This is a genomic window from Bartonella sp. B1099 (assembly GCF_944801835.1).
Classification (GTDB): domain Bacteria; phylum Pseudomonadota; class Alphaproteobacteria; order Rhizobiales; family Rhizobiaceae; genus Bartonella.
In genome coordinates this window covers 81215-103733 of record NZ_CALYLN010000004.1, presented here as the reverse complement: position 1 = coordinate 103733, position 22519 = coordinate 81215, and the positions used below count along the sequence as shown (strand labels likewise).

Here is a 22519-nt window from a genome sequence, read left to right as displayed (position 1 = left end):
TTGTGTTTTAAAGTCATTAATCTATTGAAATATAATAACTTTTATTTTTGATTAAAAAATATATAGAAAGGGGGGGCTAAAAAGAACTGACAAGACTGACAGCACTGACAAAACTCTTTTTACAAAGTCATTCAGATCATTTTTTTTGGAAAAAAATTACTTAATGAGAATGCTATAAAAAGAGTTTTGTGTGATTGTTTTAAAAACTTCAAAAGAGGTGTTATTGTTTTATGCTGTTGTTTTTGACCAAAGGATGCCATTCATAATAGGCGCTAGGGTGTCCACTTGTCTGATGTGTTATAAACTTTTTTCGCAGGTGATTAGAACGACATAAAAGCTCTAAAGCTTGCTTCACAGCTTCTTTATCTTTTAAAGAACTCCAACATCGTCTATAGATATCCCTTGCCGTAAAAACATCGGGTAAACAATCACAGCGTTCGACAATCAATTTTGCACGCTCTGCTGTTAATGTATCATGCGCCGCATAAAGACGTTTTGCGTGACTTATCAGATATTTTTCCCAACACAATGCTGTTGTGATGGCATAGAGTCCAATTTCAAAACGCCCACCTTCACACAGTTCAAAAATCAACGCAAGGGTTGGGATAGTTTTATCCATTTTCAAAAGATATGATTGTAAACTTGTAGAGAATTTTCCCCCTTTGATCGTTCTTTGAAAATTTTCCCACCATTCACGAAACATCTCTTGAGCTTCAGAAGAAAAGCGTATAGTCATGGGGTGTTTTGGTGATCCTAAAGGTTTATCATAAAGAGAACGAAAGACCCCTTGATAGTTTTCCCATGCCTTTTGATTGGGAGGTCTATCAACCCAGTTACGCTCTTTTCGTTCATCAGGAAAGACCAGCATTTGAAATCGTTGTAATAAACCGTCATCGTTTATTCCACGGTGCATGGCTTGAATGAGTGGAATAATTCGTGAAGGTTGAATGCCCCCAATGACAGAAAGGGTTGCATTAGGAATAAAAATGGTTCCACGCTCTATACGGTCATAGGTAAATTGATCATCTCCATTAAAAGCTGTTAAATAGAAAGAACGGTCTGTTTGATATTCCTTTCTTTCCAAATTGGCTAAAAAACCAGACAATTCATCACGGACCATTAAGAGACCACGGGGGTTTTCTTTTAACAATTCCCCAAGCTTTTCAACCGTGACATCGTTGACGATAAGACGTCGTTTATTAAGCGTGTCATCATCATCACTTTCTTTGTATTCAAGAGCTTGAGAAAGAAGAGCAAGGGCTTGTTCCTCATCTTGATCTTTGAGTGCTTTATAGGCTTGTTTTTTCTTTTCTTTTTTGTCTAATTCAATCAGAATATCTTTTGTTTCTTGCTGTTTTTTCTGCTTTACCCATTCTTGATGCCATTCCTCTTGAAAAGCATAGAGAGGGGCTAAAGCAGCTTTCAAGGTAGGTGTTTTCATGGTTGAAGGTTGCCCCACAATAGCCCCCCAGAGATTAGGAACAATTCTCCAATTGCCATATTTTTTTGGAGCGATACGCACGCCATTGCCAATGACAGCAGCCAAACCACATAAAGCAGAGATAGCAACAAAATCGATAGAAGATTGTTGCATATCAGCAACGTCATAAACATAGTCCATGAATGGTATTGGAAGCAGAAACATTTTAAAAGGTTCGACGGGTAAGAGAGCCGTAGCAATTGGTTTTAATTCTCCCCAACCATTTTGTTGCAAGGCTTGTTCATAAGGAATAGCTTTTAAACAAGCATTATCATTTAAAGAGGCATTATCGTTATCATTGACGGGGGCATTATTCTCTAAAATATTTTTATTATCTTGTTTCATATTACGTACCTTGAATGATAGAGAAAATCGTTAAATCGGTTCCTTTTGGAGCTTGCATGATAAAGACCTCAAAGTCTTGCCTATAAGCACGCGCTGCTAAGTTAAAACCTGCTTTACGACCCGCATCATCTGCTGGTTTCTGATCTGTTTTGCAGCCATTGGCTTGTAAAAAGGTTCTATGAATGGCAAAGGAACCAGCCCCCTTAACAAGAGCCACCAACGCGGGCAGTGTCATTCCTAATAGATGTGAGAATTTGTCGTGAAATCGTAAATAAGGAAATAATTCACACGTAATACCCCGCATGCGTAAATAGGTTTCTGCTAAAGTATTTTTGATCGGTTGACTTTGTTTCCAAATCTTTTTTGCTCGTTTGAAATCAGCACAAAACTGTTTTGAGAAAGAAAGCATGTGATCATAAGCTTGTTTCCCCAGCAAGCCAATTCTTCTGAGCGCTTGTATGATCTCTCTAAAAGAGCAGCCAGCATAACAAGTGAGTAAGAGACGCCCATCATTTCCATTGGCAATAGATAAGCTAGGCAATTGATCATCATGGGCTGGACAACGGGCAAGTCCATAACGCCCATGCCAAACCCCTGGCACAGCACGTGTAATGCCCTGCGCATTCGTAAAAGAAAACATATTTTTTGATTCTATAATGATTGCATCATAGGACGGACTCTGCTATCCATAATCATCGTGTGAAAATGAAAAGCCTTGTCCATCCTTATGTGACAAGGTTTTTTTATGCCGCATCACTTTGACGTTGCTGTTTTGCTTGTTCGATAACATTCAAAAGATCCGATTGTAACCAACGGGATAAAAAACCAAATTTTAAAGGTTTTGGAAGAGAGCCATTGGTCACATGACGGCGGAAAGTTGAGACACTCATATGAAGCAGTTTTGCACTTTCACGGTCTGTTAAAAGAATATCATTTTCTATCATACTAAAATCCTTTCAAATATTAAAAAATGAGAACAAATCATGCCTATTTATTAAACACATTTTGGTTTATTTTTGAAGGTATTTTATTCATAGAAAACAGTATTTTATTATACATTTTCTCATGTGATAATTTATGAATTTTATTGAGAGGGAATGAGAGAACAGAGAGATAAAGTTATCCACAGATAATGGGGTTATGCACCCCATATCTTAAGATTGACCTGTGACATAAGCCGCCCATTTATCCATATAAACACGGCGCTGTTCTAAATAGTCAGTACGACGATAGGCACGCTCTACTTGCCCTCCGACCATATGACTTAGAATGGTTTCAGCGACCTCATAGGGAGCATCGGTTGTTTCAGCGAGCCAATCGCGTAAACTAGAACGAAAACCATGGGGGCAGGCTTCAATTTTGTTTTTTCTCATGTACGCAGCCATCATCGTGGGTGAAAGAGGACCACGACTAGTAAGTGAAAAGATGAAATCACTTTTAGAGATACAGCGGGCTTGTTCAATTACTTTCATTGCTTCTGATGATAAAGGCACACGAAATTCTTTTGTTGTATCACGCTTTCCTTTCATATTTTCAGCAGGAATAGTCCATATATCATCTTCAATTTGATCTTTATGAATGTGACGTAAAGGAAAAGTACGAACGCCTGTCAAAATAAGCAAACGCAAAGCTAAATGTTTTATAGTTGTTGTCTTGCAGAGAAATTGGTAAAAATCAGGCACATCTTTCCAATTCATAGCTGGTAAACTTTGTTTTTTATGACGTTGTTTACCTAAGAGAGCGCGTGCTTTTTCTGTTGCTTGTAAATCAACATCCAATCCTAAGGCAGCTGCATGTTTAAGACAAAGATTAAGACGCATCAATGCTGTTCGAGCAGTTCCAGCTTTTGTATGCCAAATGGGAGCAAGCGTATCGCGTATCTCTGTTTGTGTAATTTCTGAAACGGGTAAACAGCCTAATTTAGGGAGAATATGAAGGCGTAAATGTAATAACCAATCACAAGCCTTACCATCTCCTTTTAATTCAGCTTTACGGCTTTCAAAAGCATCTACGGCAATATCTTTTAAGTAATGGAGATTTCTTATTGCCTCACGCTTTTGTTTGTTGCGTTCTTTAATGGGGTCACGCCCCTCACGCAAAACAGAACGCCATTGGTTTGCCAATTCACGTGCTTGTTTTAAAGAGACATCTCTTAAAGCACCCAAGCCCATTTCACGGCGCCGCCCGTGAAGGGTATAACGATAAATCCATTGAGCACCTCCATCTTTACGCTTATGAAGAAGCAAGCCAGCACCATCATTATATTTGCCAGCCCCCAATGTTGCGACAGATCTTGCATTAAGACGGTTCATAAGGACCATTTTTACTCCTTTCTTATACAAATTTAATCCACACACTCATCCCGCTTGTTATGTGCAAGCAAGTGATTTTTATTGATTCAATCTGAGAGGGTTTGGAATGCGAAAACCTTACTATATTCGGGTCTCTAATTCAATATGAAAAACAGTGAATTATCTATATAAATCAATGTGTTATCCAAACAAGCATGTGAATTGGCAACATGCCTATATTCTGTTTGGGGTGTTTGGTTCTTGGTGATGGTTGTGACTCTCTTAGAGAACGCGATAAACATAAAGTTGTGAGGCAATATGTCATCTCCTTTTGTGTCAATTTACAAATTCTCTTGAGATCACTGCTTTGGGGGCTATAATTTTCTCTATTTTTACGTGTTATTTTATAAATAATACAATTTTTAATTGTTATATTTGTAGATTATGGCTTTACATAAAGTGTCGAGTAGATATATAAAATACAAAACGTATTTTAAATTATCACGCATAGCCAAAGTTGTTAAATAGAGCGCGTGTTTTTTTGTTTTTAGAGAAGGGGAAGAAAGTTTGTAGAAAACTATGCTTAAAAATCATCTCTCTTTATGTCGTTTTACAGCGGTTATTTTTTTCTTTGTACACAATGCTGATGCTGGTGAAGTTTCTTCTCAGAAGAAGCAATATTCCTGTAATAAAAGTGCTTCATTTTATCACTGTAACGATGGTCAAACGCATGAAATTTCTGGGAAAACTTATCAACTCACGGGTAAAAGTTTGGATGCAGCCTTAGAAGCATCCGGGGAAAATACCCTCATTGAAGGAAAGGCTATAATCATTAACGGTGTTTCGAATGCAAGTGACCATTCCGGAAAGGGCGTTTGGACAACAGCTGTAAAAGCCTCAAAGGGGGGAGGTGTTGCTCTGTTCGACTCCATGTTAAATAATGTTTCGATAGGGGCTGATATTGACGAGGATGGCGCTTTTGAAATGCAGAATGGGGTGATTAAAGCAACCAGAATGGGGATCAGTGTTTCGAGTAAGAAGTCATTTGTTTCTTTGACCAAAACAGAGATTAAGACATCTGCTGGTGCGATAGCTCTTTTGAGTCATAATGGGGCCAAAATCTATATGAAAGGAGGAAAAATTAACTTTGCTGATGGTATTGCCGTTCAAACAGGCGGAGAGGGAGAAATTAATTTAGAGGGTGTTTCTATTAGAGGAAACGGGAAACAGCCAACAAATACAGATAATCCTCGTGAAGGTTCTGCTTTTAGTATGCTTCAGGGCAAAGGTATGATTCATTTTCAGAAAGGCAATGTTCATGTTAATAATGCTCATGGACTTGTATTACAAGGGAATAATCATAATGCTGCTCATATCAAACATTCCAATGTTTTTGTAAGAGGGAATGCATTTCATGGCATGCACTTTTTTTGGGAAGCTGTTTTGGATGGGACAAAAAGAATTATACCTGGTAAAGGAGCGGTCCAGTTGACCCAGACAACTTTTATAGCTCCAGAAAGTACGGCTCTTTATAGCCGCGAATTCGAAAGTTCTGTTAAACTCTTACAACATTCAAAAGTTTCTGGCGATTCACTTCTGAAAGCGGTTGAAAATTCCAATGTAACGATTGAAGCTGATGCTTCTACCTTACAGGGAAGCGCATATGTTGATGAAAGTTCTACTGCCAAGATAGTGTTAAAAAATGGTTCAAAGTGGATCTTATCGCGACCAAAAGTTGGACAATTACAAAGCTCTGGTGTGTCTGGTTCTAAGTTAGGGGATTATTCTTCTATTTCATCAGTCGAAATTACGGATAGTTCTCTTATTTTTGAGGAACTCAAATCCAAGACAACAGATGGTTATCAGACACTTCTCATCGGAAAAGGATCAGGGACGGTTTATAAAGCGTACGGTGATGTTAATCTTTATCTTAATGCATATTTGGATAAAGGAGGAAGGCTTGAAGAGCAGAAAACTGATCGACTTTTAATCAATGGTGATCTTGAAGGAAAAACAACAGTTGGTGTTTATAAGGTTCCTGGAAGCCCAGGGGCATTGACGGGAGAGGGCGGTAATGATCAGGGAATTTCCATTATTCAGGTTTATGGACAAGCTGCTGAAGATTCTTTTCAGTTAAAGGGCGGATATGTTACACTTGAAGATTCCCCTTATCAGTATCATCTTAAGAGTTATGGTCCAAGCTCTACTTTAGGGACGGCAGATTCCAATCAAAGAGTGCTTAAAAACACTGGAACATTTTGGGATTTTCGCCTTGAAAGTAAAATGGTTGATTCTTCCTCTCTTGATCCCACTGAAATTTTTCCTGTTCTTGATGCTGTTGTTCCTCCTGTTTCTGATGAGGTTCCTGCTTTTCCTAAAACTCACCCTAATATGACTGAAGGTGAGGGGGAGGAGATCGATTCTCCTTCTCAGCAAAAACCTCAAGAAGCAAGTCTTTCTTTTCCTGTCGATTCTCCTGATAGGGATTCCCATCTTAAGACTATATCTGATGCTTCCGATGTTTTTATGCTGGATGTTCTAAATCCTTCTCCTGTTTCTCCTTCTCTTGCACCTGTTATTCCAGTTATGACTCAATCTCATCCAGTTGTGCCAACATCTGGTTACCCTATCCCGCCGTCTGTTCCTTCCACTCCTTCTGTTGTTGTGTCGCCTAAATCTAGTTCTTCTGTTACTCCCCTTGTTTTTGAACTTTCTTCTCATTTTGAGCCAAATGTGAGAGCCGTTGTTCCACAGGTTTTGACTTATATTCTTGTGCCAAATATCTTATTTCATGCTGGATTGGTGGATATTAGTTATCAAAATAAGCAGTTGCAAACACTGCGAACTCTTTCTCGTCGATTATTGAAAACTAATGGAAATCCGGCTTTATTTTTGCGTGGTTACGGAGGTCATCATCGTTATACTTCCAATTTGTCTGCACTGAAATATGGATATGGAGGCGACCTTGATTATAATGCACTAGAGGCAGGTATTTTACTTAAGAAAATCGAAAGTGCATACAGTACAACATCCTTTGGGATTATGGGAAATTATGGCAAGCTTTCTTTGCTGCCTCGAAAGGTGAAACAACATCAAGAAAGTATATTTGATAAATGGACAATCACAGCATATGGGAGTATGCAGCATGATACGGGTTTTTATATGGATGGTCTCTTCTCTTATGGTTTGTTTAATGGCAATGTTCTTACACGTGAGCGAGGTAAGACGGCTGCATTGAGAGGCAAGCCCTTAAGTTTTTCCTTAACGGCTGGTAAAACATTTATGATAGGTTGTCGATGTTTTATTTTTGAACCACAGGTTCAATTTGTTTATCAAAATCTTCAGTTTCATAACACGTGTGATATTGATAATCTTAATATTGATATGCGAAGACCAGATCATTGGGGAATGCGTATTGGGGGGCATTTAACTAAAACACTGATATTAACGAAAGATGCACAGGTTCTTTCATTCTATGGTACACTTCATTTCGTTCGTAATTTTGATGATAAACAATTTGTGTATTTTAAAGATGCTTTTCAGCTTGGTTCTTTTGGTTCTTCTTTAGAAGCTGGATTGGGTGTTTATTCGCAATTATCCCCCCAAATTACTTTTCATAGCGATCTGATTTATAAGCATAAATTCACCAAAGCTGGCTTTTCTGGAACGCATTTTTCTGGTGGATTAAGCTATCATTTCTAATTTTATTTTTCTTTAATGCATCTTTTGCGAAGTCTATAGACACAAAACATGACTTTATTGTGTTTTTTTTCTGTTTTTAGCTTTACATATAATCCAAAACGAATTATGCGGATAGCACATAATAGGAATAATCGGTAGATGAGCCAGATGTGTATTTTCTGTACTTGATGAAGATGAAGTAAGGGAAGTTTAGAGTCAATAATAATGGAAGTATTAAAACGTCATGTATCTTTATATGCTCTTACGATGTCTATTTTATTCTTTATGCATAATATAGATGTGAATGTGCAAGAGGAGCTTTTGTGTCATTTTCTTTGAAAGTCCTATTCATGTGATGCTTTTGAGGAGTGTGGGTTGTACGTGATACTTGTTCAGATATTGCTGATAGCAGTTAAGGCAAAAAAGTTTGGTTAGGTAAGCATTAAGGTGAGGAAAGAGGAAGTTTGGAGATTGATGAGGTTTTGCCGTTAAAAAACATTGATAAAATTTCATCAGGGGTACTTGCACAAGAAAAAATGAAGAGTGTTTTGGATAAGGTTTCTGTTACTGGAAGTGTTAAGAACACGGTCAATGATATTCAATGGAAAGTTTCATATTGCCATTAGTTTTAGATGAAAACAATGTGTCAGTTTGGAGTTCAATGCCAATAGGGGGCTTTAGGTTCTTCTCTAGAAACTGGAGTGGGGTTGGATGCGTAGTTGTCTTCAAACTTTGTATTGTATGGAGAGGATTTTTTAGGCGGGTTACGCTGTCGTTTTTAGGGATCTATGAAATATAATCTGAATTTTACATAAGATACAGAATGTTGTATGAAGTATAAAATGAATATCTAAGTTTTATACTTCAAACTATTCGTTTGTTTAAGTGAGCGTTATTGCGCGTATTTTTTATTTTTAAGTCAAGGGGGCAGAAGAAAAAATTGGGAATAGAATTATGATTAATGTATTAAGAGATTATAGATTTTTATTTATCACAACGGCTATTGTTTCTTTTTTGCCAATCGTGAGTGTTAATGCAAATTCTCATAATTTAGGAAATCTCTGTGATCCAAATGCTCCGTTTTATAAATGCAATGATGGTAAAAAACATACGATTAAAAATAAAACTTATCATTTAAAATATTCTCAACAATATATTTCTGTTACTAGTCCTATTTCAGCTCTATATGTAGAAAAAGCAGGTACAGTTGTCGATGCATCGCAGATAACTGTTACAGGTGATAGCGCAGATGAATTATACGGCTATGGTGCATTAGCAAAAGAGGGAGCTCATCTTAATCTAAAAGATTCAAATTTTAAGAATATACCTGCTCTTCATGCTGAAAGTGCGGTTATTCGCATGACAGATGGCACTATTACGGGGGGGGCTCACGCTATTTCTGCATTGGGTAAAGAAACAGATATTGCTTTAGTGCGTGTCAAGATTGAAACGACACCACAAGAAAAGACATCAAAAGAATTGAATGGTGTAGAAGAAACTGCTCTGATTAGCAGTTTGGGTTCAAAGATTAGGCTGTCAGGGAGTACCGTTATTTTTAATGGGAAAGGCCCGTTTTTATCACTTTTTGGGGGAGAGTATAGTTTCGATAGTTCTGTCATTAAGGGCAAAGGAAAACAAAAAACTGTTATCGTTGGTGAGAAAAGTGTCAATAAATTACCAGAAGCTTTTAATATCTCTCAAGGTGGTTTTGTTCAATTGAATAATAGTTCTATGGAACTGAGTGATATGCATGGTTTTTGGGTTAAAAGTTCTTCAGGGAATGTGAATAATGAAGATAGGTTGTTGAGGCAAGGATTTAATTTAGCTGATGCGTTTAAGAAGACGAATATTAAGATTGAAAAATCCAATATTTCTGTTCAGGGGAAGGAAACCTATGGTCTGTATTTTTGTGGATTAGATTTCAATGATGTATGGGGCAATATGAGAGCTCTGGGAGCGCAAGGCGTTGCTCTGGAAAAGACATCTGTTCAGTTATCAAAGACAAATTTTTTAGTTCCAGAGGGGATTGCCATTTATGGTACGGGAGATGCTGGTTATGGGGCTGAAGCTACCCTTGAATTATCGGAAAATACAAAAGTCTCTGGTGATTTATTGTTAAAAGCTGAAAATAATTCTTCTCTTCGTGTTCAAGCCTATTCTTCGACTCTTACAGGGGGAGCACGCATTGAGGGTAGGTCTCGTATTGATTTGCAGTTGAGAAATAGTTCAACATGGTATCTTACTAAGAGTAAATATCAAGGTTCACAAGAAGCGGACTTTACGGTTTCATCGCTTTCTACTTTGAGCCTTTTGGATAGTACCGTTGTTTTTGAAAAATATGTCTCTCAAGATTATCAAACATTGTATATTGGAAACAAAATAAACAATGGAGACGATATTCATGCATTAGACAATAACAATAAAACAGCTGCTATGGATGATGTGTCCAATAAAGTATACAGTGCGGAGGGAAATGCTCAGATTAAGATGAGCACATTTATGAATAGTGATGGTCTATTTGATCCTCAACAAACGGATCGCATTTTGATCTATGGGGATGTTGTGGGAACCACCCTCATTGGGATGGAAAAATTTCAAAAAACTTCAGATAAAGAAGCGGGCAGTGAAGGGAGTCAAAGTGTTTCACTTATTCAAGTTGCAGGGACGGCAAAGGAAAATTCTTTTAAGTTACTCAACAGTTATACGACGGTAAATGGTTTTCCTTATCAATATAAACTTCGTGGCTATGGTCCAAGTTCTTCTGCTGGAAATGCAGATCCCAAAAATAGATTGGTTGCAGGGAAAGGGGATTTTTGGGACTTTCGTCTCGAAAGTGTTTACATTGGTTCTGAGTTAGATTCTTCTGAATCTGCTTCTAAACCGACGCCTACGGTTATTCCTCCTCAATCCGAAGAAGAAAAAATCCCTTCTGAGCGACCAACAGAGACTATTTCGCCTGAACAACCGCCTACTGTTGAGCCTCCCCTTATACCATCTACACCTTCTTTGCCGGAAGGATCTGAACCGTCTGAAACATTTTCTCCTACGGATTCTACACTTACTCCTTTTAAACCTGTTTCTCCTGAGCTTCCTTCTGTACCAACGGTTCCAGAGGATCCCTTTACTGTGCCTATGCCTACTGTTCCCGTTGAAACTTCTACTGATGAAATTATGCCATCTAAGCCATCTGTTCCGGTTGTTCCTTCATCTACGGATTCTCCTTCTCTCCCCGTTGAACCAAAGCCTTCTAAACCTTCTGCTCCTGTTGAGCCTTCGTCTCATCTTTCTGTCCCCTTTGATGGGCGGACTGAACAAGGAATTAGAGCTGTTGTGCCTCAATTGCCAACTTATCTCCTTTTGCCAAATGCTTTATTCCATGCGGGGTTGATGGAGATGATTACGCAAAATAAGATGTTAGAGACAATGCGGGGTGCTTTTTATTCTTTTGGAAGAGATGATAAAAACACCGCCTTTTTTCTGCATGCTTATGGGGCAAATCATCATTATGCTTCCAATTTATCTGATTTTGAATATGGCTATGGTGCTGAGCTTGATTATGATGCGTTTCAAGCAGGTGTTTTGTTAAACGAGATTGAGAGTTTATATACGCGTACATTCTTTGGAGCTTTGGGAAACTATGGAAATCTTTCTCTAGCACCGCAGAATGTTGAACAAAGCACAAAAAGCCCATTGGGGAAATGGTCTATTGGGGCCTATGGAAGTCTACAGCATGATACGGGTTTTTATATCGATGGGGTGTTATCCTATGGTTTTTTTAAGGGAGATATTTTGACGCTTGCACGAGGCAAGGTTTTGGCGTTAAAGGGAAAACAGTTTAGTGGATCTTTAACGAGTGGCAAAACGTTTGCAATAGGCTATAAAGGTGTTGTTTTTGATCCACAGGTTCAGGTTATATATCAGCATCTTCAGTTTAATCAGGCATATGATGTTGATCATATTGATGTTGATTTGGGGAAATTTCATCAATGGATGGGGCGTGTTGGTGGGCGTTTAAGCAAGACGCTTGGTGTTGTGGAAGAGGGACGAGAGGTTTCTTTTTATAGTAAGTTTTCTTATTTGCATAATTTTGAAGATAAGCAATTTGTTTCTTTTAAAGATGATTTTCAGTTAGGTTCTTTTGGTTCTTCTTTGGAAGCAGGGTTTGGATTTAATGCGCGTCTTTCTTCGAAACTTTCTCTTCATGGGGATGTCAGTTATCAGCATCGGCTTAAAAAAGTTGGTTTTTCTGGTGCGAGTTTCTCTGCTGGATTGCGCCACCGTTTTTAAAAGAGGTCCATTGTACATTTTTATATGAAAGGCAGAAGATTTTTCTGCCTTTTTAATCTCTTAATTATATTCCTTCATCAATATATGGTTATTTTTTAAAGTATAAAAGGTTATTATAAATGATTTCTTTGATTGATGATTGAAGTTACTCAAGATGCCTTCTTCTAAGTAATGAGAAATTTTCTACAAGTTTTAATGTTGTGATATGAGGACAGATTTCATTATGAATGTGAAAGTCTTTTATACTGAATGCTTGATTGCGTAATCTTTCAAAAGAGGCGGTATTGATTTAATATTAAAGTGGGCTAAAATGATTTTAGGCGTTTTTCTTAAGAGTTTTTAGGGTTATTTTTGTCCGTTTCTTTATTCATTTTTTTAGATCATACGTTGAGATTTTGTGATTTTTATACATTGTTTTGAATTTTATTTTAGAGAAGAAAAAAATATAAACTGTATTCATGTTTATATCCGTCAATATGTATATTTTTTATTTTCTTTTTTAAGATGTTTCCTTGAGGATATTAGAGAAATACTTGTCTTTTTAGAAAAGACTGAAAGAATTTGAGGTTAAATGATCATAAAAAGTAAAGGATGCTTGATCGTGTTTTTAGGGGTGTTGTTTCTTTTTTGCAAATGATAGACAAAGAGCAACTTTTATAAGATATAGAGTATTGTTATTGCTCTAATAAGTGGGCATCGTCATTCTATTTTCTAGGATTCCAATATTGCGGTGACTTTAGCACTCGAAAATATTTATAAGAAGTATTTTTAGTCTTTTCTTAAATGTTTTGTATTGATACGGGCTTTCTTCTGTTTGTCATGTACAAGCAAATGGTTTTGGTTGATTCAATATAAACAGATTTGAATCGAGAGAATTTTATGATTTGAAGGGCTTTCATTCTTACGTGTAAAACAATGAGCACCCTTTATTAAATCAATTTGATATGTCTAGAAAAAAACAGATCGTCGATCAGAACTGGTAGGGAATTTTATTTTTTGAGGTATAAAGCGGCGGTCAAAAAATTTTATTTGGAAAAATAGTGTTGAGTTCCCTTCTTTTGATCGTAGGAATAAAGAGGTCTTTTCTTGTCTAAAAGGAGGAGCTAGCAAGATGGAAGGCTTCATGATTATAAAGACTTTGGGGAGGGTGTTTAGATTTCTGTGAGTTCTAGAGATGGGTGAGGGCTCAGATTTCTAGAGAATTGCGTGGGTATTGTTATCGGGGATGCTTGTGCTTGTTGGTTCTTGGCTTAATCAGTGATATTGATCATACCACATTCACCATTTTCACTGCCGAAGGTAAGGTTGTGTCCTGTTTGATCCCAATTGAGTGTTGAAATAGCGCTTTTCCCATACCCTTTTAGAAGGACTTCTTTTCCATCACGAAAATATGCCGCTAAAATCATTCCATCATTGAAGCCTATGGCGACAATTTCTTTGCTTGGATGGCATGAAACGGTGCTAACAAGTGCATTTGCTCGTGTTCCAAGTTCTAGGGGTGTTTTTCCCATGGGGCCGTCTTTTGTATGAAAGGGCCAAACAATTGCAGCAGAAGCACCTGATGTTGCAAGCCATTTTCCTTTTACACTCCAAGACCAGCTTTTGACTTTGTTTGGGTAGCCACTCATCCGTAAATGTTGATGATCGGTGAGACGCCAGCCGTGTAAGGCATTTTCTTGCATCGTGGAGATGACATAGCGGTTGTCTGGTGAAAAGGTAACTCCACAATGAGCGCCTTTCCATACCAATGTAGTGGGAGATGTTTGTGTTGAGAGCCAATGAAGCGTAACGCCATTGTAATGAGCAACGGCAAGCCGTAAACCTTTTGGGGCAAAAGCCAAACCTTCTACACTGCGCTCATGTGGGAGCTCTTGTTGTTCTTTTTCCACATGTACAAATGCAAGACGTGCAGAGGAAAAGGCAAAAGCTTTTTGGGGACCAAAAGCAACGTTATTTATCCATTTGCGTTCTTTTTGACTGAGCAGTTCTGTGTGACCACCTACTGTTGTTTGACAGACTTTTCCATCTTCTCCTCCTGTGATGATCGCAGTATTGTCATGGGAAAAATGACTTGAAATTATTCCTTTGTGAATTTCAAAGACTTGCGGGGTTGGAGTTAAAAAAACAATCAAACCTTCCACAGAAACAAAGGCTGGTTTATTGCCTATAAAACCACAGGAAAGGCAGTAACTTTGGAGATCATAATGGGTTATGTTTGGCATTGTCATTCATTTTATGCGCAATTATCAAAATCAGTTTTTAATTTTTCGCCATCAAGAGAGCGTCCGATAAAAACAAGGCGGCTTTCTCGTTTTTCATCCTCACGCCATGGACGTTGGTGTTGTCCTTCAAGAAGCATATGAATGCCTTGAATGACATAACGATCATCATCTCCTTGAAAAGCAATAATGCCTTTAAGACGCAAAATATCAGGTCCTTGTCGCTGCGTAAGCTGTTGGATCCAAGGAAAAAATTTCTCTGGTTGCAGGGGGCCTGTTTTTAAACTTATAGAAGTGATGGTAATATCATGAATGCTGGATGTGTGATGATGATGGTCGTGATGGCAGTCGGGACCACATACATGATCTTCAGGTTGGTTTTTATGTTCGTGGTCAAGAAAATGAGGCTCATGGTCTAGAGTCCGTTGGAGATCAAAGAAACCACGATTGAGAAGTTTATCAAGAGGAGTATTGGTGCGTTGTGTTGTATAGAGTATAGCACGAGGATTAATGGCAAGAATAAGCGACTCTGCATGGGCTCGCTCTTGTGCCGTGACAAGATCAATCTTATTTAAAAGAATGATGTCTGCAAAGGCAATTTGTTCTTCAACTTCACGACTGTTTTTCAGTTGAGAGGGCAAATGCTTTGCATCAACGACCGCTATAACACTGTCAAGCGTTGTTTTTTCATGGACAGTATCATCCATGAAAAAGGTTTGTGCAACAGGAACGGGATCAGCAAGCCCTGTTGTTTCTATAATAATTGCATCAAATCGATGAGAGCGTTGCATCAAACTTTCCAGAACGCGAATGAGATCGCCACGCACAGTGCAGCAAACACAGCCGTTATTCATTTCATAAATTTCTTCATCTGATTCAATGATCAGGTCATTATCAATCCCAATTTCACCAAATTCATTGACAATGACAGCATAACGCTTGCCGTGATTTTCACTGAGAATGCGGTTGAGAAGGGTGGTTTTTCCTGCACCAAGATAGCCTGTGAGAACCGTAACAGGAAGTTTTTTTTGGGGTGTCGTTTCCATGGAGAGACCTTTTATTGTTCTTTATTGCCATGTGTTTATGTTAAATCGCTTGATATCATCAAGTAAATCATGAAGCTGAGACAGAACATGAGAAAAGATTGCTTTCCCAGCTTGGGGGGTTGCTTTGCTTGCATTTCCTGCTGCACCTTGCGTGTTGAGATCACGCATTGTCCAACCAAAAGCATGAGGACCATAAGCGCGTAAATGGCGATAATTGGCAATCATATCCGCTTGTTTATTATGAAAATTTTTTGCCTTTTCCATATGGACTTTTTCTGGGGCTAAATAGAGCATGAGAGAGGTTTCGATAAAACCGCCATGGATATCAAGAGGCTGTTGAGAAGGTTCTATCAGACCTTTTGGCAAACCAAAACGGCTCCAGCTTGTTGCTACAGCAAGCATGGAAAGGCGCCTTCTCAATTCGGTGATAACAATGCTCATTAAAGGTGAATTGCCTCCGTGAGCATTGAGAAGAAGAAGACGGTTGATCCCTTTATGATAGCAGTTTTCACCAATCTTTATCCAGCGCTTAATCGCATCAGAAAAGGTTAGAGTTTGTGTCCCTGTGATATCCATATGTTCTATAGAATAGCCAATTTTTTCAACCGGTAACAGGGCGATATGAAATTGTTCTTTTGTTTCTAACGTGAGGGCTTTTGCAAAAGCTTCAGCAATAATCCAGTCGGTTTCAAAGGGAAGGTGCTCTCCATGATATTCATGTGCGCCTAAAGGTAAAAGAGCGAGAAAAGGTGTTTTAGATACCATAAATTATTGCCCAAAAGAGGAGTTCATACAGATAAAGTGATCAAAAGTGCTGTAACTATATTTAATCTATCTATAAGAGAAACGCAAATAGGTGTATTTTTACATTCATAGGGAAATTCTAAAAATGAGAGCTTTATTAAAAATAGTGCAAGGTTTTCTTGAGAAAAGCCAATTCAATTTTTGGAGTAATATGCGGCGACCATTTTAAAGATCGGTAATTTCTGTAAGCATTTTTGATTGTATTCTTTTGTTTCAATCAGGATTTTTGCGCTGTAAATTCAAGTTTATATAGATGTCTTACAAAAGAATAGAAATATTTTTGTACTCATTTTACTTTGAAGAGTCTTAACAGATTTTAGTGTTTATGAAGAAAAAATAAATGTAATGAGAAGAATTTACATGAGATGAAATCTCATAATGACACTATATTGATTTATAAAGAGTGTTTATTTTTTCATGTTGAATAAGAGTCTCTAAAATCATAAGACTTTTTTATTCCAAATCTGTTCCATTTTCAGTGAATAAAAACTATGTCTTTTGCACATCACAAGTAGATTAGCTGTAAGGCGCGAAACTGTACAGGTATGCTTCTTATGAGCCATCTCAAGTGCTAAAGGTCTTTCATCCAACATGCAAAACAATGAATCATGATTATAAATCAGCCTTTTGCTTTTAAGATGAGCCGTTGATAAATTGATTGATCAATATTGGTTTTCGAGGGCTATTTTTTTAATTTGTTTATTTTGAAGCTGGTCCTTCAAAAACGTGATTTTTTCATAGGTTGCTCTATCATTTTTCCTTCAAATATTTGTACATTTTTTTATTCAGATTTTAATGATGCTTATATTCAATATAGTATATGTATTATTGTATGTATAAAAATAAATTGTTAGGAAATATGTTTTGTTTTCACAGTTTTTATTATTATTTTACTTTTTTATTTTAAATAAAATATGGTAATATATAAATTTATGTTTAAAATATTTAAAACTAAATTTTATTTATATATTTTTATAGCATCTATTCTTTTTTTTGCACAAGGTGCAGAAAGTCGTATAGATATTGCTAAAGCATTCTTTCAAAGAGAATTATTTTTTACTCATCAAGAGAAAAATAGAGTTATTCGAAATATAGATAGGGCTATGATCTACCCTAATGAAGAAAAAAAATAAGATAACTTTTATGAAAGTTAGATAAGAGAGTTGTTTTTCAGTATTTTTGGGAATTATCTTAATATTTTGTTTTAGGTAGTTTCCTAGTACTTTTGTGTTGATTATAATGTTTTTGTAAATCTGATAAGTTTATTTGGTTTATAAGTGCGTTTTATTAATTTTGAAAATAGAGATCTTGATGGATCTTTTACACTTTATAACTGTTTTGTCAAAAAATACTAAAGACTTTTAAGCTTTATTTTGCTGTGAAGGTTGATAAATTTTTATTACTTTGAAGTATATTTATAAAAATTATTACTTTTATCCTCTTCATTTAAGATCATAAATGATAACTAATTCTATTATAGAAGTAATAAATTGTTATTGATCTTCATAAATATTTTTAAAATTATTAGTTACTAATAGTGAAATAGTACATTTTACTTTGATAATATTTTTTATAATTTGATTCGATGCTCAATTGTATTCTATATACTTTATAGTAATTTGATTTTTAAATAAATTTTTCTAAGTGTGCCGTTTAGAAATTTTTTAGCATTGTTGTTATTATTTTGTTTTTATATCTTTACATGTAATACATAGTGTATTATATTTAATATAAAATTACACACAATATATCATATTGTGTTATTTATTTTTATATATGTAAATATTCTTTCACTTTTGCACTGAAGAAAAAGAGGAGCAAATGAAGCTATGTTTAAAATATTTAAAAATCGTGTATGTTCATTTACTTTTATACTCCTTATTCTTTTTTTTGTACAAATTATAGAGGGGAATGCAAGTTTTGTAAAAAATCAATTTCAAGAGAGAATGGCAATTTCTGTTTCTACAGTAGACAACAGTGCAGCTATTAAAGCTGCGGATAGAGCTGTTATTTACGGCGTTGAGGAACAAGATGGCGTTGCTTTTGGAAAAATTGAAAAAGTTTCTGCATATTCAGGTTCAGTCTTTTGGGGTGGGATAGGTGTTTTCTCGCTTCTTGCTTCTTTATGTGTTGGGATATAGTAGGGACTTTTGTTTCTCTTTTAGGAATATTCTGTACACTTTAGGAGAAAACTCATCGACTTTGTCGATGAGTTTTCTTTCATTTCCTTATTTAAAAAAATCAATATTTGACGCTGTTTGTGCTGTATTGGATAGAAAAATAGTGACTGTTAATACTAAATACTATTATTAAATTCTAACATCTTGCAATTGATGTTTTTTTCAAAGTGGTGTAACCGGATTTTTTATAGTTTATGGTTATTTCCTCGTCATAAGGTTTAACACTTTCATCCTCTTTATTAGCCTTTTTGATATTGATATATAAAGATTATTCATCAAAGGTATATTTATCTTTTTTAAAATGTTTTTTAGAAGTGTCAAACAAGAAGAGATAAAATAAAAAATTTCTGTATTTTCTCTTCTAATGTGCGTGACTGATGGTAAGTTATCATTATAAATCAAACTATTAAATTAAAAATAAACTGATTGTTTTATAAATATTTACCATTTTAAATCTGTGTATGTTGGATTCATCAAAAGCATTTTTTGCATATCGCAAGTTGTATTTGTGTATGGGTAAAAACTCTTTAAGAAAAGGGTAAAAATTTTCTCATGAATTAGTTTGTAAGGCTTAAGGGCTATCGTAATATAGGAAAATAAATGATGCTGCTGGTTTCGTATCTTTATAGCGTAAAGATAGTGGTACATAACGAATCTTAGACCACCTCATGGGGATTTTGGTATGACATTGATGCGCACTTGTTCGTGAGAGGGAGGTGGTGATGGACGGCGTTGGAAAATGTCTTTATTCAAGCAGAAACCTGAATGTGTAATACAAGTGTATTCTGGGTATTCTGTTGTGCAAGGGAAGGGGATAAGAAGGGAATGCATGAATGGAAGGAAAGGGAAAGAAAGCATAAAATCTTGTTTTGAATAAGGATTTGCAATCTACGTGATGATCTTCACGAAGGAAGTGTTTTTAACCCAGAATGCGTTTATTTTTTATGCATTACTCTCCTGTAGAAAAGGAATGTTGTTCTTTATACATCAGTGGATTTTTATGTTAGGGTAAGAAGAGGATGTTTATAGTTTGGTGGGAGAAGAGCAATCAAGCAAAAGATCTTGTTTGGCACGAAGACGTGCAATCCATTGATCTTCACGAATAGTTGTATTATGTACTGTAATAAGTTCGTTTTTTTTAATTGCAGCTGTGACTGTTGCTTTTTCTAAAAGACCACAAGGAATGGCGTGGTGGGCGCGTGCTTCTGCAATATTCATGATCCAAGCGCGATACGTATAAAGACCGATAAAATCTAACTGATCGCCGGGGTATAAATCTTTTTTAGCAACAGCACAGACTTCTACTACGGGGTGGTTAAGAGGAACCATATCTTTTTTACCATAAAGCATCACGCGTGCACAGGTGAGGGGAACTTCCATTGCTGTGAGATGATAGGGGCGGTGAAAGGTGAAATAAGGTCCCTGACCAATTTTTAAATCTTCCATACGTTCGCGTAAACGTGGGTGTGCTATTTCTGCAATGACAAAGACACCTGGAGAAACACCTTGACCTATTGAATAATCCACCACACCATATTGCTGCAAAATACCGCCATCTTGTTTTGGAATAAGGACTTTGTTTAAATCTTGCAGTGCCGCTTGGGGGCCATGCATTCCTGGGCAATCAGGGAGAAGTCTAGTGGCATTGGCAATGGCTGCCATTTCAACCATCGTTTTGGAACCATCAATAAATTCAACCAACATGCGCACATTCATATTACGCCGTAATGCTTCTTCTTCGTAAGCATCAGGTGTGGCATCAAAGAACAGAGGATTATTTTTTCCCTTTCCCGCTGCAACAATTTTATGCCCAAGAGCTGAAACAAACTCAATGAGTTCCATGCAGGAAGTCGGTTCATCACCAGCACCAAGGGTATAAATAAGTCCTCGTTTTTCTGCTTCATGTTTTAGATACGCACCAATCGTAACATCGGCTTCAACATTCATCATGACAAGATGTTTGTTGTTTTCAAGCGCTTTAAAGCCAATTTCTGCTCCCGCTTCAGGATAGCCTGTTGCATCAACGATAATATCAATTTGTTCATGGCGTAAAACAAGGTCAATATCATCTGTTGCAGCAATCAAACCTTTTTCAATGCTTTGCGTGAGGGCATGAGTATTTTCAACTTCACAGACATGTCCCTCTTCGCCATAGGCAAGTGTCGCAGCATCAAAAATACGTGACGGTGTCCTCGTGGCTACGGCCGCAACTGTTATTCCCTCCATTTGCGCAATACTTGATAATAAATCTGTGCCCATCTCTCCACAACCAATCAGTCCAATACGGATGGGGGGATGGTTTTCTGCACGTTGCTTCAAATCATGCGCCAAACCTGTTAGGGTTACATTGCTTGCCATTCTTTTTTCCCATTTGAAAACTATTCTACGAAAAGAGTTTTCTTAATTCATAAGGTGTATTTGTTTTTAAGACAATTAATCTTTTATTCTTGATGCTCTAATCAATGGGTTTTATAAAAGCAAGAGGGGGAGGGGTGCGTTTATCAAATAAAATAGGAATAGCGTTATGCAGCAAAAAATCACAGTACAAGATGTCACTACTTTTATTGGAAAAGAAATGGGATTATCGCAGTGGCGTCTTGTTACACAGGATATGATTAATCAATTTGCATGCGCTACAGATGATCATCAATGGATACACGTTGATGAGGAAAAGGCTAAAAAGACACCTTTTGGAGGAACGATTGCTCATGGGTTTTTAACATTATCGCTTTTGTCTACGCTTGCTTATGAGGCTCTTCCAGAGTTAGAAGAGGCTACAATGGGGATTAATTATGGTTTTGATAAAGTACGCTTCATGAGTCCTGTGAAAACAGGAACACGGGTGCGTGCGCGTTTTGTGCTCGATGATGCAGAAATTCGCCCTTCTGGTCGCGTGGTCTTCCATTATGGGGTTACAGTGGAAGTGGAACAGTTAAAAAAACCAGCCCTTACCGCTCGATGGCTTATTGTTGCTGTGATGGGAGAAAAATTTTCCAATGTTTAAGATGATTTGCGTGCTTTATTTGATAAGTATTTTCATACGATTTTATGAGAATTTTCTTCGATGATAAAATTGAGAATATATTGATTTATAAGGATAATCTCGTGTCATTCATCCTGAATGCGAGCCTAGAATATTGTAAGATCCTTTCATTTTAAATTTATTTTCATATTGAAACAATCAAAACCACTTATTTGCACGTTTAAAAGTGGGGAAGCCTGTATGGAGTGAAACTATACAAGAAAGGTACAGCTTTTCATGAACTGTTCTAAGTGACAAGAGTTGAGGTACAACACTGGGTGTTGGAAACTGGATGCTGGTAAAATGTCTGATGGTACCGGTTTACTTTTTTATAAAGCGTAAAGATGGAGGTTCAATGGATTGGCTATTATATCATTTACGGATGCTGTTGCGAAATGGACTTGGGAGCTTTGAGGACTCTTTCAAATAAGCGTATGAAGATGTGAGCCAAGCCTATTGCGTTTGGGGCATTCTATTTTATGAGCAGGTTGTGATCCATTAAAAACCCGATAGATAAAAGTATGAGATAATGCGTAATCTCCATTATTTAAAAGATATTGCTTTAGATGCTTTTGAAAGCCTTAATGTTGAACTCAAGAATGATGGTAAAGATGGAAATTGGTTTGTACTTTTACATCTTAATATTCTTTTCAAATGAGGCTGTCTTCCCGTTTTAGAAATTACGCTTGACAGATCCGTGATACGCTGGTTTGCACTTTGGTATAACAGTAGGAACAGTGTTTAGAACTTTTATCCCACTCAATCTGTGTCTCAAATATGCTGTGGCATTCGGTCTAGATGTTGATGTACATACAGGGAGCAGCTAAAGCACAAACCTTGTTTAAGAAAATAAAATAACGTCATAAAATCATGAATAGACCAGCAATGGAGTGGCGAGATGTTTCTGTTTTTTATCTAAGGCTTTGGGAGACAACACTCATACATTAAGAGTAATCAATCATAGTGATGGTGGAGGTGTTATAGCTTTGCTCGTCATAGCCGATTGTTCTGTCTGCTCGACTGTTTTGATGGGGTATTGCTATGGATGGATTGTGATCAATGGGATGATTTAGCATGGTCATTTATCATTTTTACGGAGAGAGAGAGTTTTGAATGTTGTAAGAGCTCTCATTTAATTTTCTCCTATATTGAAGCTATTCAAAC

General features: G+C 36.8%; 16 protein-coding genes. 7 read left to right on the top strand and 9 right to left on the bottom strand.

The genetic code is table 11. The annotated features are described in order from the left end of the window. Positions 1-220: 220 nt before the first annotated feature. From NNJ73_RS09730 to NNJ73_RS09715, 4 genes are all read right to left on the bottom strand, one after another. A complete protein-coding gene (locus tag NNJ73_RS09730) occupies positions 221-1825 on the bottom strand; it encodes a YfjI family protein (protein WP_254493912.1) in 1605 nt (534 codons plus the stop codon). Position 1826: 1 nt separating this feature from the next. Beyond that, positions 1827-2465, bottom strand: coding sequence for a hypothetical protein (locus NNJ73_RS09725; protein ID WP_254493910.1), 639 nt, complete (start codon positions 2463-2465; stop codon positions 1827-1829). A gap of 103 nt (positions 2466-2568) precedes the next feature. Further along, positions 2569-2769: an AlpA family transcriptional regulator gene (locus NNJ73_RS09720; RefSeq protein WP_015856732.1), complete on the bottom strand. Its 201-nt coding sequence runs from the start codon at positions 2767-2769 to the stop codon at positions 2569-2571. A 210-nt stretch (positions 2770-2979) separates the two neighbouring features. Further along, a complete protein-coding gene (locus NNJ73_RS09715) occupies positions 2980-4146 on the bottom strand; it encodes a site-specific integrase (RefSeq protein ID WP_254493909.1) in 1167 nt (388 codons plus the stop codon). Positions 4147-4695: 549 nt separating this feature from the next. Between NNJ73_RS09715 and NNJ73_RS09710 the strand changes: the two genes are divergently transcribed. From NNJ73_RS09710 to NNJ73_RS09700, 3 genes are all read left to right on the top strand, one after another. Beyond that, positions 4696-7818 (top strand): autotransporter outer membrane beta-barrel domain-containing protein, encoded by a 3123-nt coding sequence (locus tag NNJ73_RS09710; RefSeq protein ID WP_254493908.1) that lies wholly within the window; start codon positions 4696-4698, stop codon positions 7816-7818. Positions 7819-8261: 443 nt separating this feature from the next. Next, positions 8262-8423 (top strand): hypothetical protein, encoded by a 162-nt coding sequence (locus NNJ73_RS09705; protein ID WP_254493906.1) that lies wholly within the window; start codon positions 8262-8264, stop codon positions 8421-8423. A gap of 328 nt (positions 8424-8751) precedes the next feature. Continuing rightward, positions 8752-12084, top strand: a complete 3333-nt coding sequence (locus NNJ73_RS09700; protein WP_254493905.1) for an autotransporter outer membrane beta-barrel domain-containing protein — start codon at positions 8752-8754, stop codon at positions 12082-12084. A 1250-nt stretch (positions 12085-13334) separates the two neighbouring features. On the opposite strand, the gene NNJ73_RS09695 is transcribed toward NNJ73_RS09700, so the two are convergent. From NNJ73_RS09695 to NNJ73_RS09685, 3 genes are read right to left on the bottom strand one after another with little or no spacing between them, the layout of a single operon-like run. Then, entirely contained in the window at positions 13335-14306 is a 972-nt protein-coding gene (locus NNJ73_RS09695; RefSeq protein ID WP_254493903.1) for a WD40 repeat domain-containing protein, read from the bottom strand. A gap of 11 nt (positions 14307-14317) precedes the next feature. Further along, positions 14318-15349, bottom strand: coding sequence for a GTP-binding protein (locus tag NNJ73_RS09690; protein WP_254493902.1), 1032 nt, complete (start codon positions 15347-15349; stop codon positions 14318-14320). Between the two features lie 21 nt (positions 15350-15370). Further along, positions 15371-16114 (bottom strand): creatininase family protein, encoded by a 744-nt coding sequence (locus NNJ73_RS09685; protein WP_254493900.1) that lies wholly within the window; start codon positions 16112-16114, stop codon positions 15371-15373. Positions 16115-17085: 971 nt separating this feature from the next. Between NNJ73_RS09685 and NNJ73_RS09680 the strand changes: the two genes are divergently transcribed. Both NNJ73_RS09680 and NNJ73_RS09675 read left to right on the top strand, forming a co-directional pair. Then, the gene (locus NNJ73_RS09680; protein WP_254493898.1) at positions 17086-17286 is read left to right on the top strand and encodes a hypothetical protein; all 201 of its coding nucleotides are present in this window, start codon (positions 17086-17088) and stop codon (positions 17284-17286) included. Positions 17287-17982: 696 nt separating this feature from the next. After that, positions 17983-18294, top strand: a complete 312-nt coding sequence (locus NNJ73_RS09675; RefSeq protein ID WP_254493897.1) for a hypothetical protein — start codon at positions 17983-17985, stop codon at positions 18292-18294. Between the two features lie 1062 nt (positions 18295-19356). Here NNJ73_RS09675 and NNJ73_RS09670 read toward each other — a convergent pair. After that, positions 19357-20691, bottom strand: a complete 1335-nt coding sequence (locus NNJ73_RS09670; RefSeq protein ID WP_254493896.1) for an NAD(P)H-dependent oxidoreductase — start codon at positions 20689-20691, stop codon at positions 19357-19359. Between the two features lie 166 nt (positions 20692-20857). Here NNJ73_RS09670 and NNJ73_RS09665 point away from each other — a divergent pair, with 166 nt between their 5' ends. Further along, complete coding sequence (locus tag NNJ73_RS09665) at positions 20858-21337, top strand: MaoC family dehydratase (RefSeq protein WP_254493894.1); 480 nt, start codon at positions 20858-20860, stop codon at positions 21335-21337. A 547-nt stretch (positions 21338-21884) separates the two neighbouring features. Beyond that, positions 21885-22013: a hypothetical protein gene (locus tag NNJ73_RS10055; RefSeq protein ID WP_256478128.1), complete on the top strand. Its 129-nt coding sequence runs from the start codon at positions 21885-21887 to the stop codon at positions 22011-22013. Positions 22014-22299: 286 nt separating this feature from the next. Here the strand turns inward: NNJ73_RS10055 and NNJ73_RS10050 are convergent, their stop codons facing one another. Next, entirely contained in the window at positions 22300-22431 is a 132-nt protein-coding gene (locus tag NNJ73_RS10050) for a hypothetical protein (protein ID WP_256478127.1), read from the bottom strand. Between the last annotated feature and the right edge of the window lie 88 nt (positions 22432-22519).

What these genes read in the sequence shown, in the direction of transcription:
- NNJ73_RS09730 (WP_254493912.1), bottom strand. Translation starts at nt 1,825, where the DNA reads ATGAAACAAGATAATAAAAATATTTTAGAGAATAATGCCCCCGTCAAT.
- NNJ73_RS09725 (WP_254493910.1), bottom strand. Translation starts at nt 2,465, where the DNA reads ATGTTTTCTTTTACGAATGCGCAGGGCATTACACGTGCTGTGCCAGGG.
- NNJ73_RS09720 (WP_015856732.1), bottom strand. Translation starts at nt 2,769, where the DNA reads ATGATAGAAAATGATATTCTTTTAACAGACCGTGAAAGTGCAAAACTG.
- NNJ73_RS09715 (WP_254493909.1), bottom strand. Translation starts at nt 4,146, where the DNA reads ATGGTCCTTATGAACCGTCTTAATGCAAGATCTGTCGCAACATTGGGG.
- NNJ73_RS09710 (WP_254493908.1), top strand. Translation starts at nt 4,696, where the DNA reads ATGCTTAAAAATCATCTCTCTTTATGTCGTTTTACAGCGGTTATTTTT.
- NNJ73_RS09700 (WP_254493905.1), top strand. Translation starts at nt 8,752, where the DNA reads ATGATTAATGTATTAAGAGATTATAGATTTTTATTTATCACAACGGCT.
- NNJ73_RS09695 (WP_254493903.1), bottom strand. Translation starts at nt 14,306, where the DNA reads ATGCCAAACATAACCCATTATGATCTCCAAAGTTACTGCCTTTCCTGT.
- NNJ73_RS09690 (WP_254493902.1), bottom strand. Translation starts at nt 15,349, where the DNA reads ATGGAAACGACACCCCAAAAAAAACTTCCTGTTACGGTTCTCACAGGC.
- NNJ73_RS09685 (WP_254493900.1), bottom strand. Translation starts at nt 16,114, where the DNA reads ATGGTATCTAAAACACCTTTTCTCGCTCTTTTACCTTTAGGCGCACAT.
- NNJ73_RS09680 (WP_254493898.1), top strand. Translation starts at nt 17,086, where the DNA reads ATGTTTAAAATATTTAAAACTAAATTTTATTTATATATTTTTATAGCA.
- NNJ73_RS09675 (WP_254493897.1), top strand. Translation starts at nt 17,983, where the DNA reads ATGTTTAAAATATTTAAAAATCGTGTATGTTCATTTACTTTTATACTC.
- NNJ73_RS09670 (WP_254493896.1), bottom strand. Translation starts at nt 20,691, where the DNA reads ATGGCAAGCAATGTAACCCTAACAGGTTTGGCGCATGATTTGAAGCAA.
- NNJ73_RS09665 (WP_254493894.1), top strand. Translation starts at nt 20,858, where the DNA reads ATGCAGCAAAAAATCACAGTACAAGATGTCACTACTTTTATTGGAAAA.
- NNJ73_RS10055 (WP_256478128.1), top strand. Translation starts at nt 21,885, where the DNA reads ATGCGTAATCTCCATTATTTAAAAGATATTGCTTTAGATGCTTTTGAA.
- NNJ73_RS10050 (WP_256478127.1), bottom strand. Translation starts at nt 22,431, where the DNA reads ATGCTAAATCATCCCATTGATCACAATCCATCCATAGCAATACCCCAT.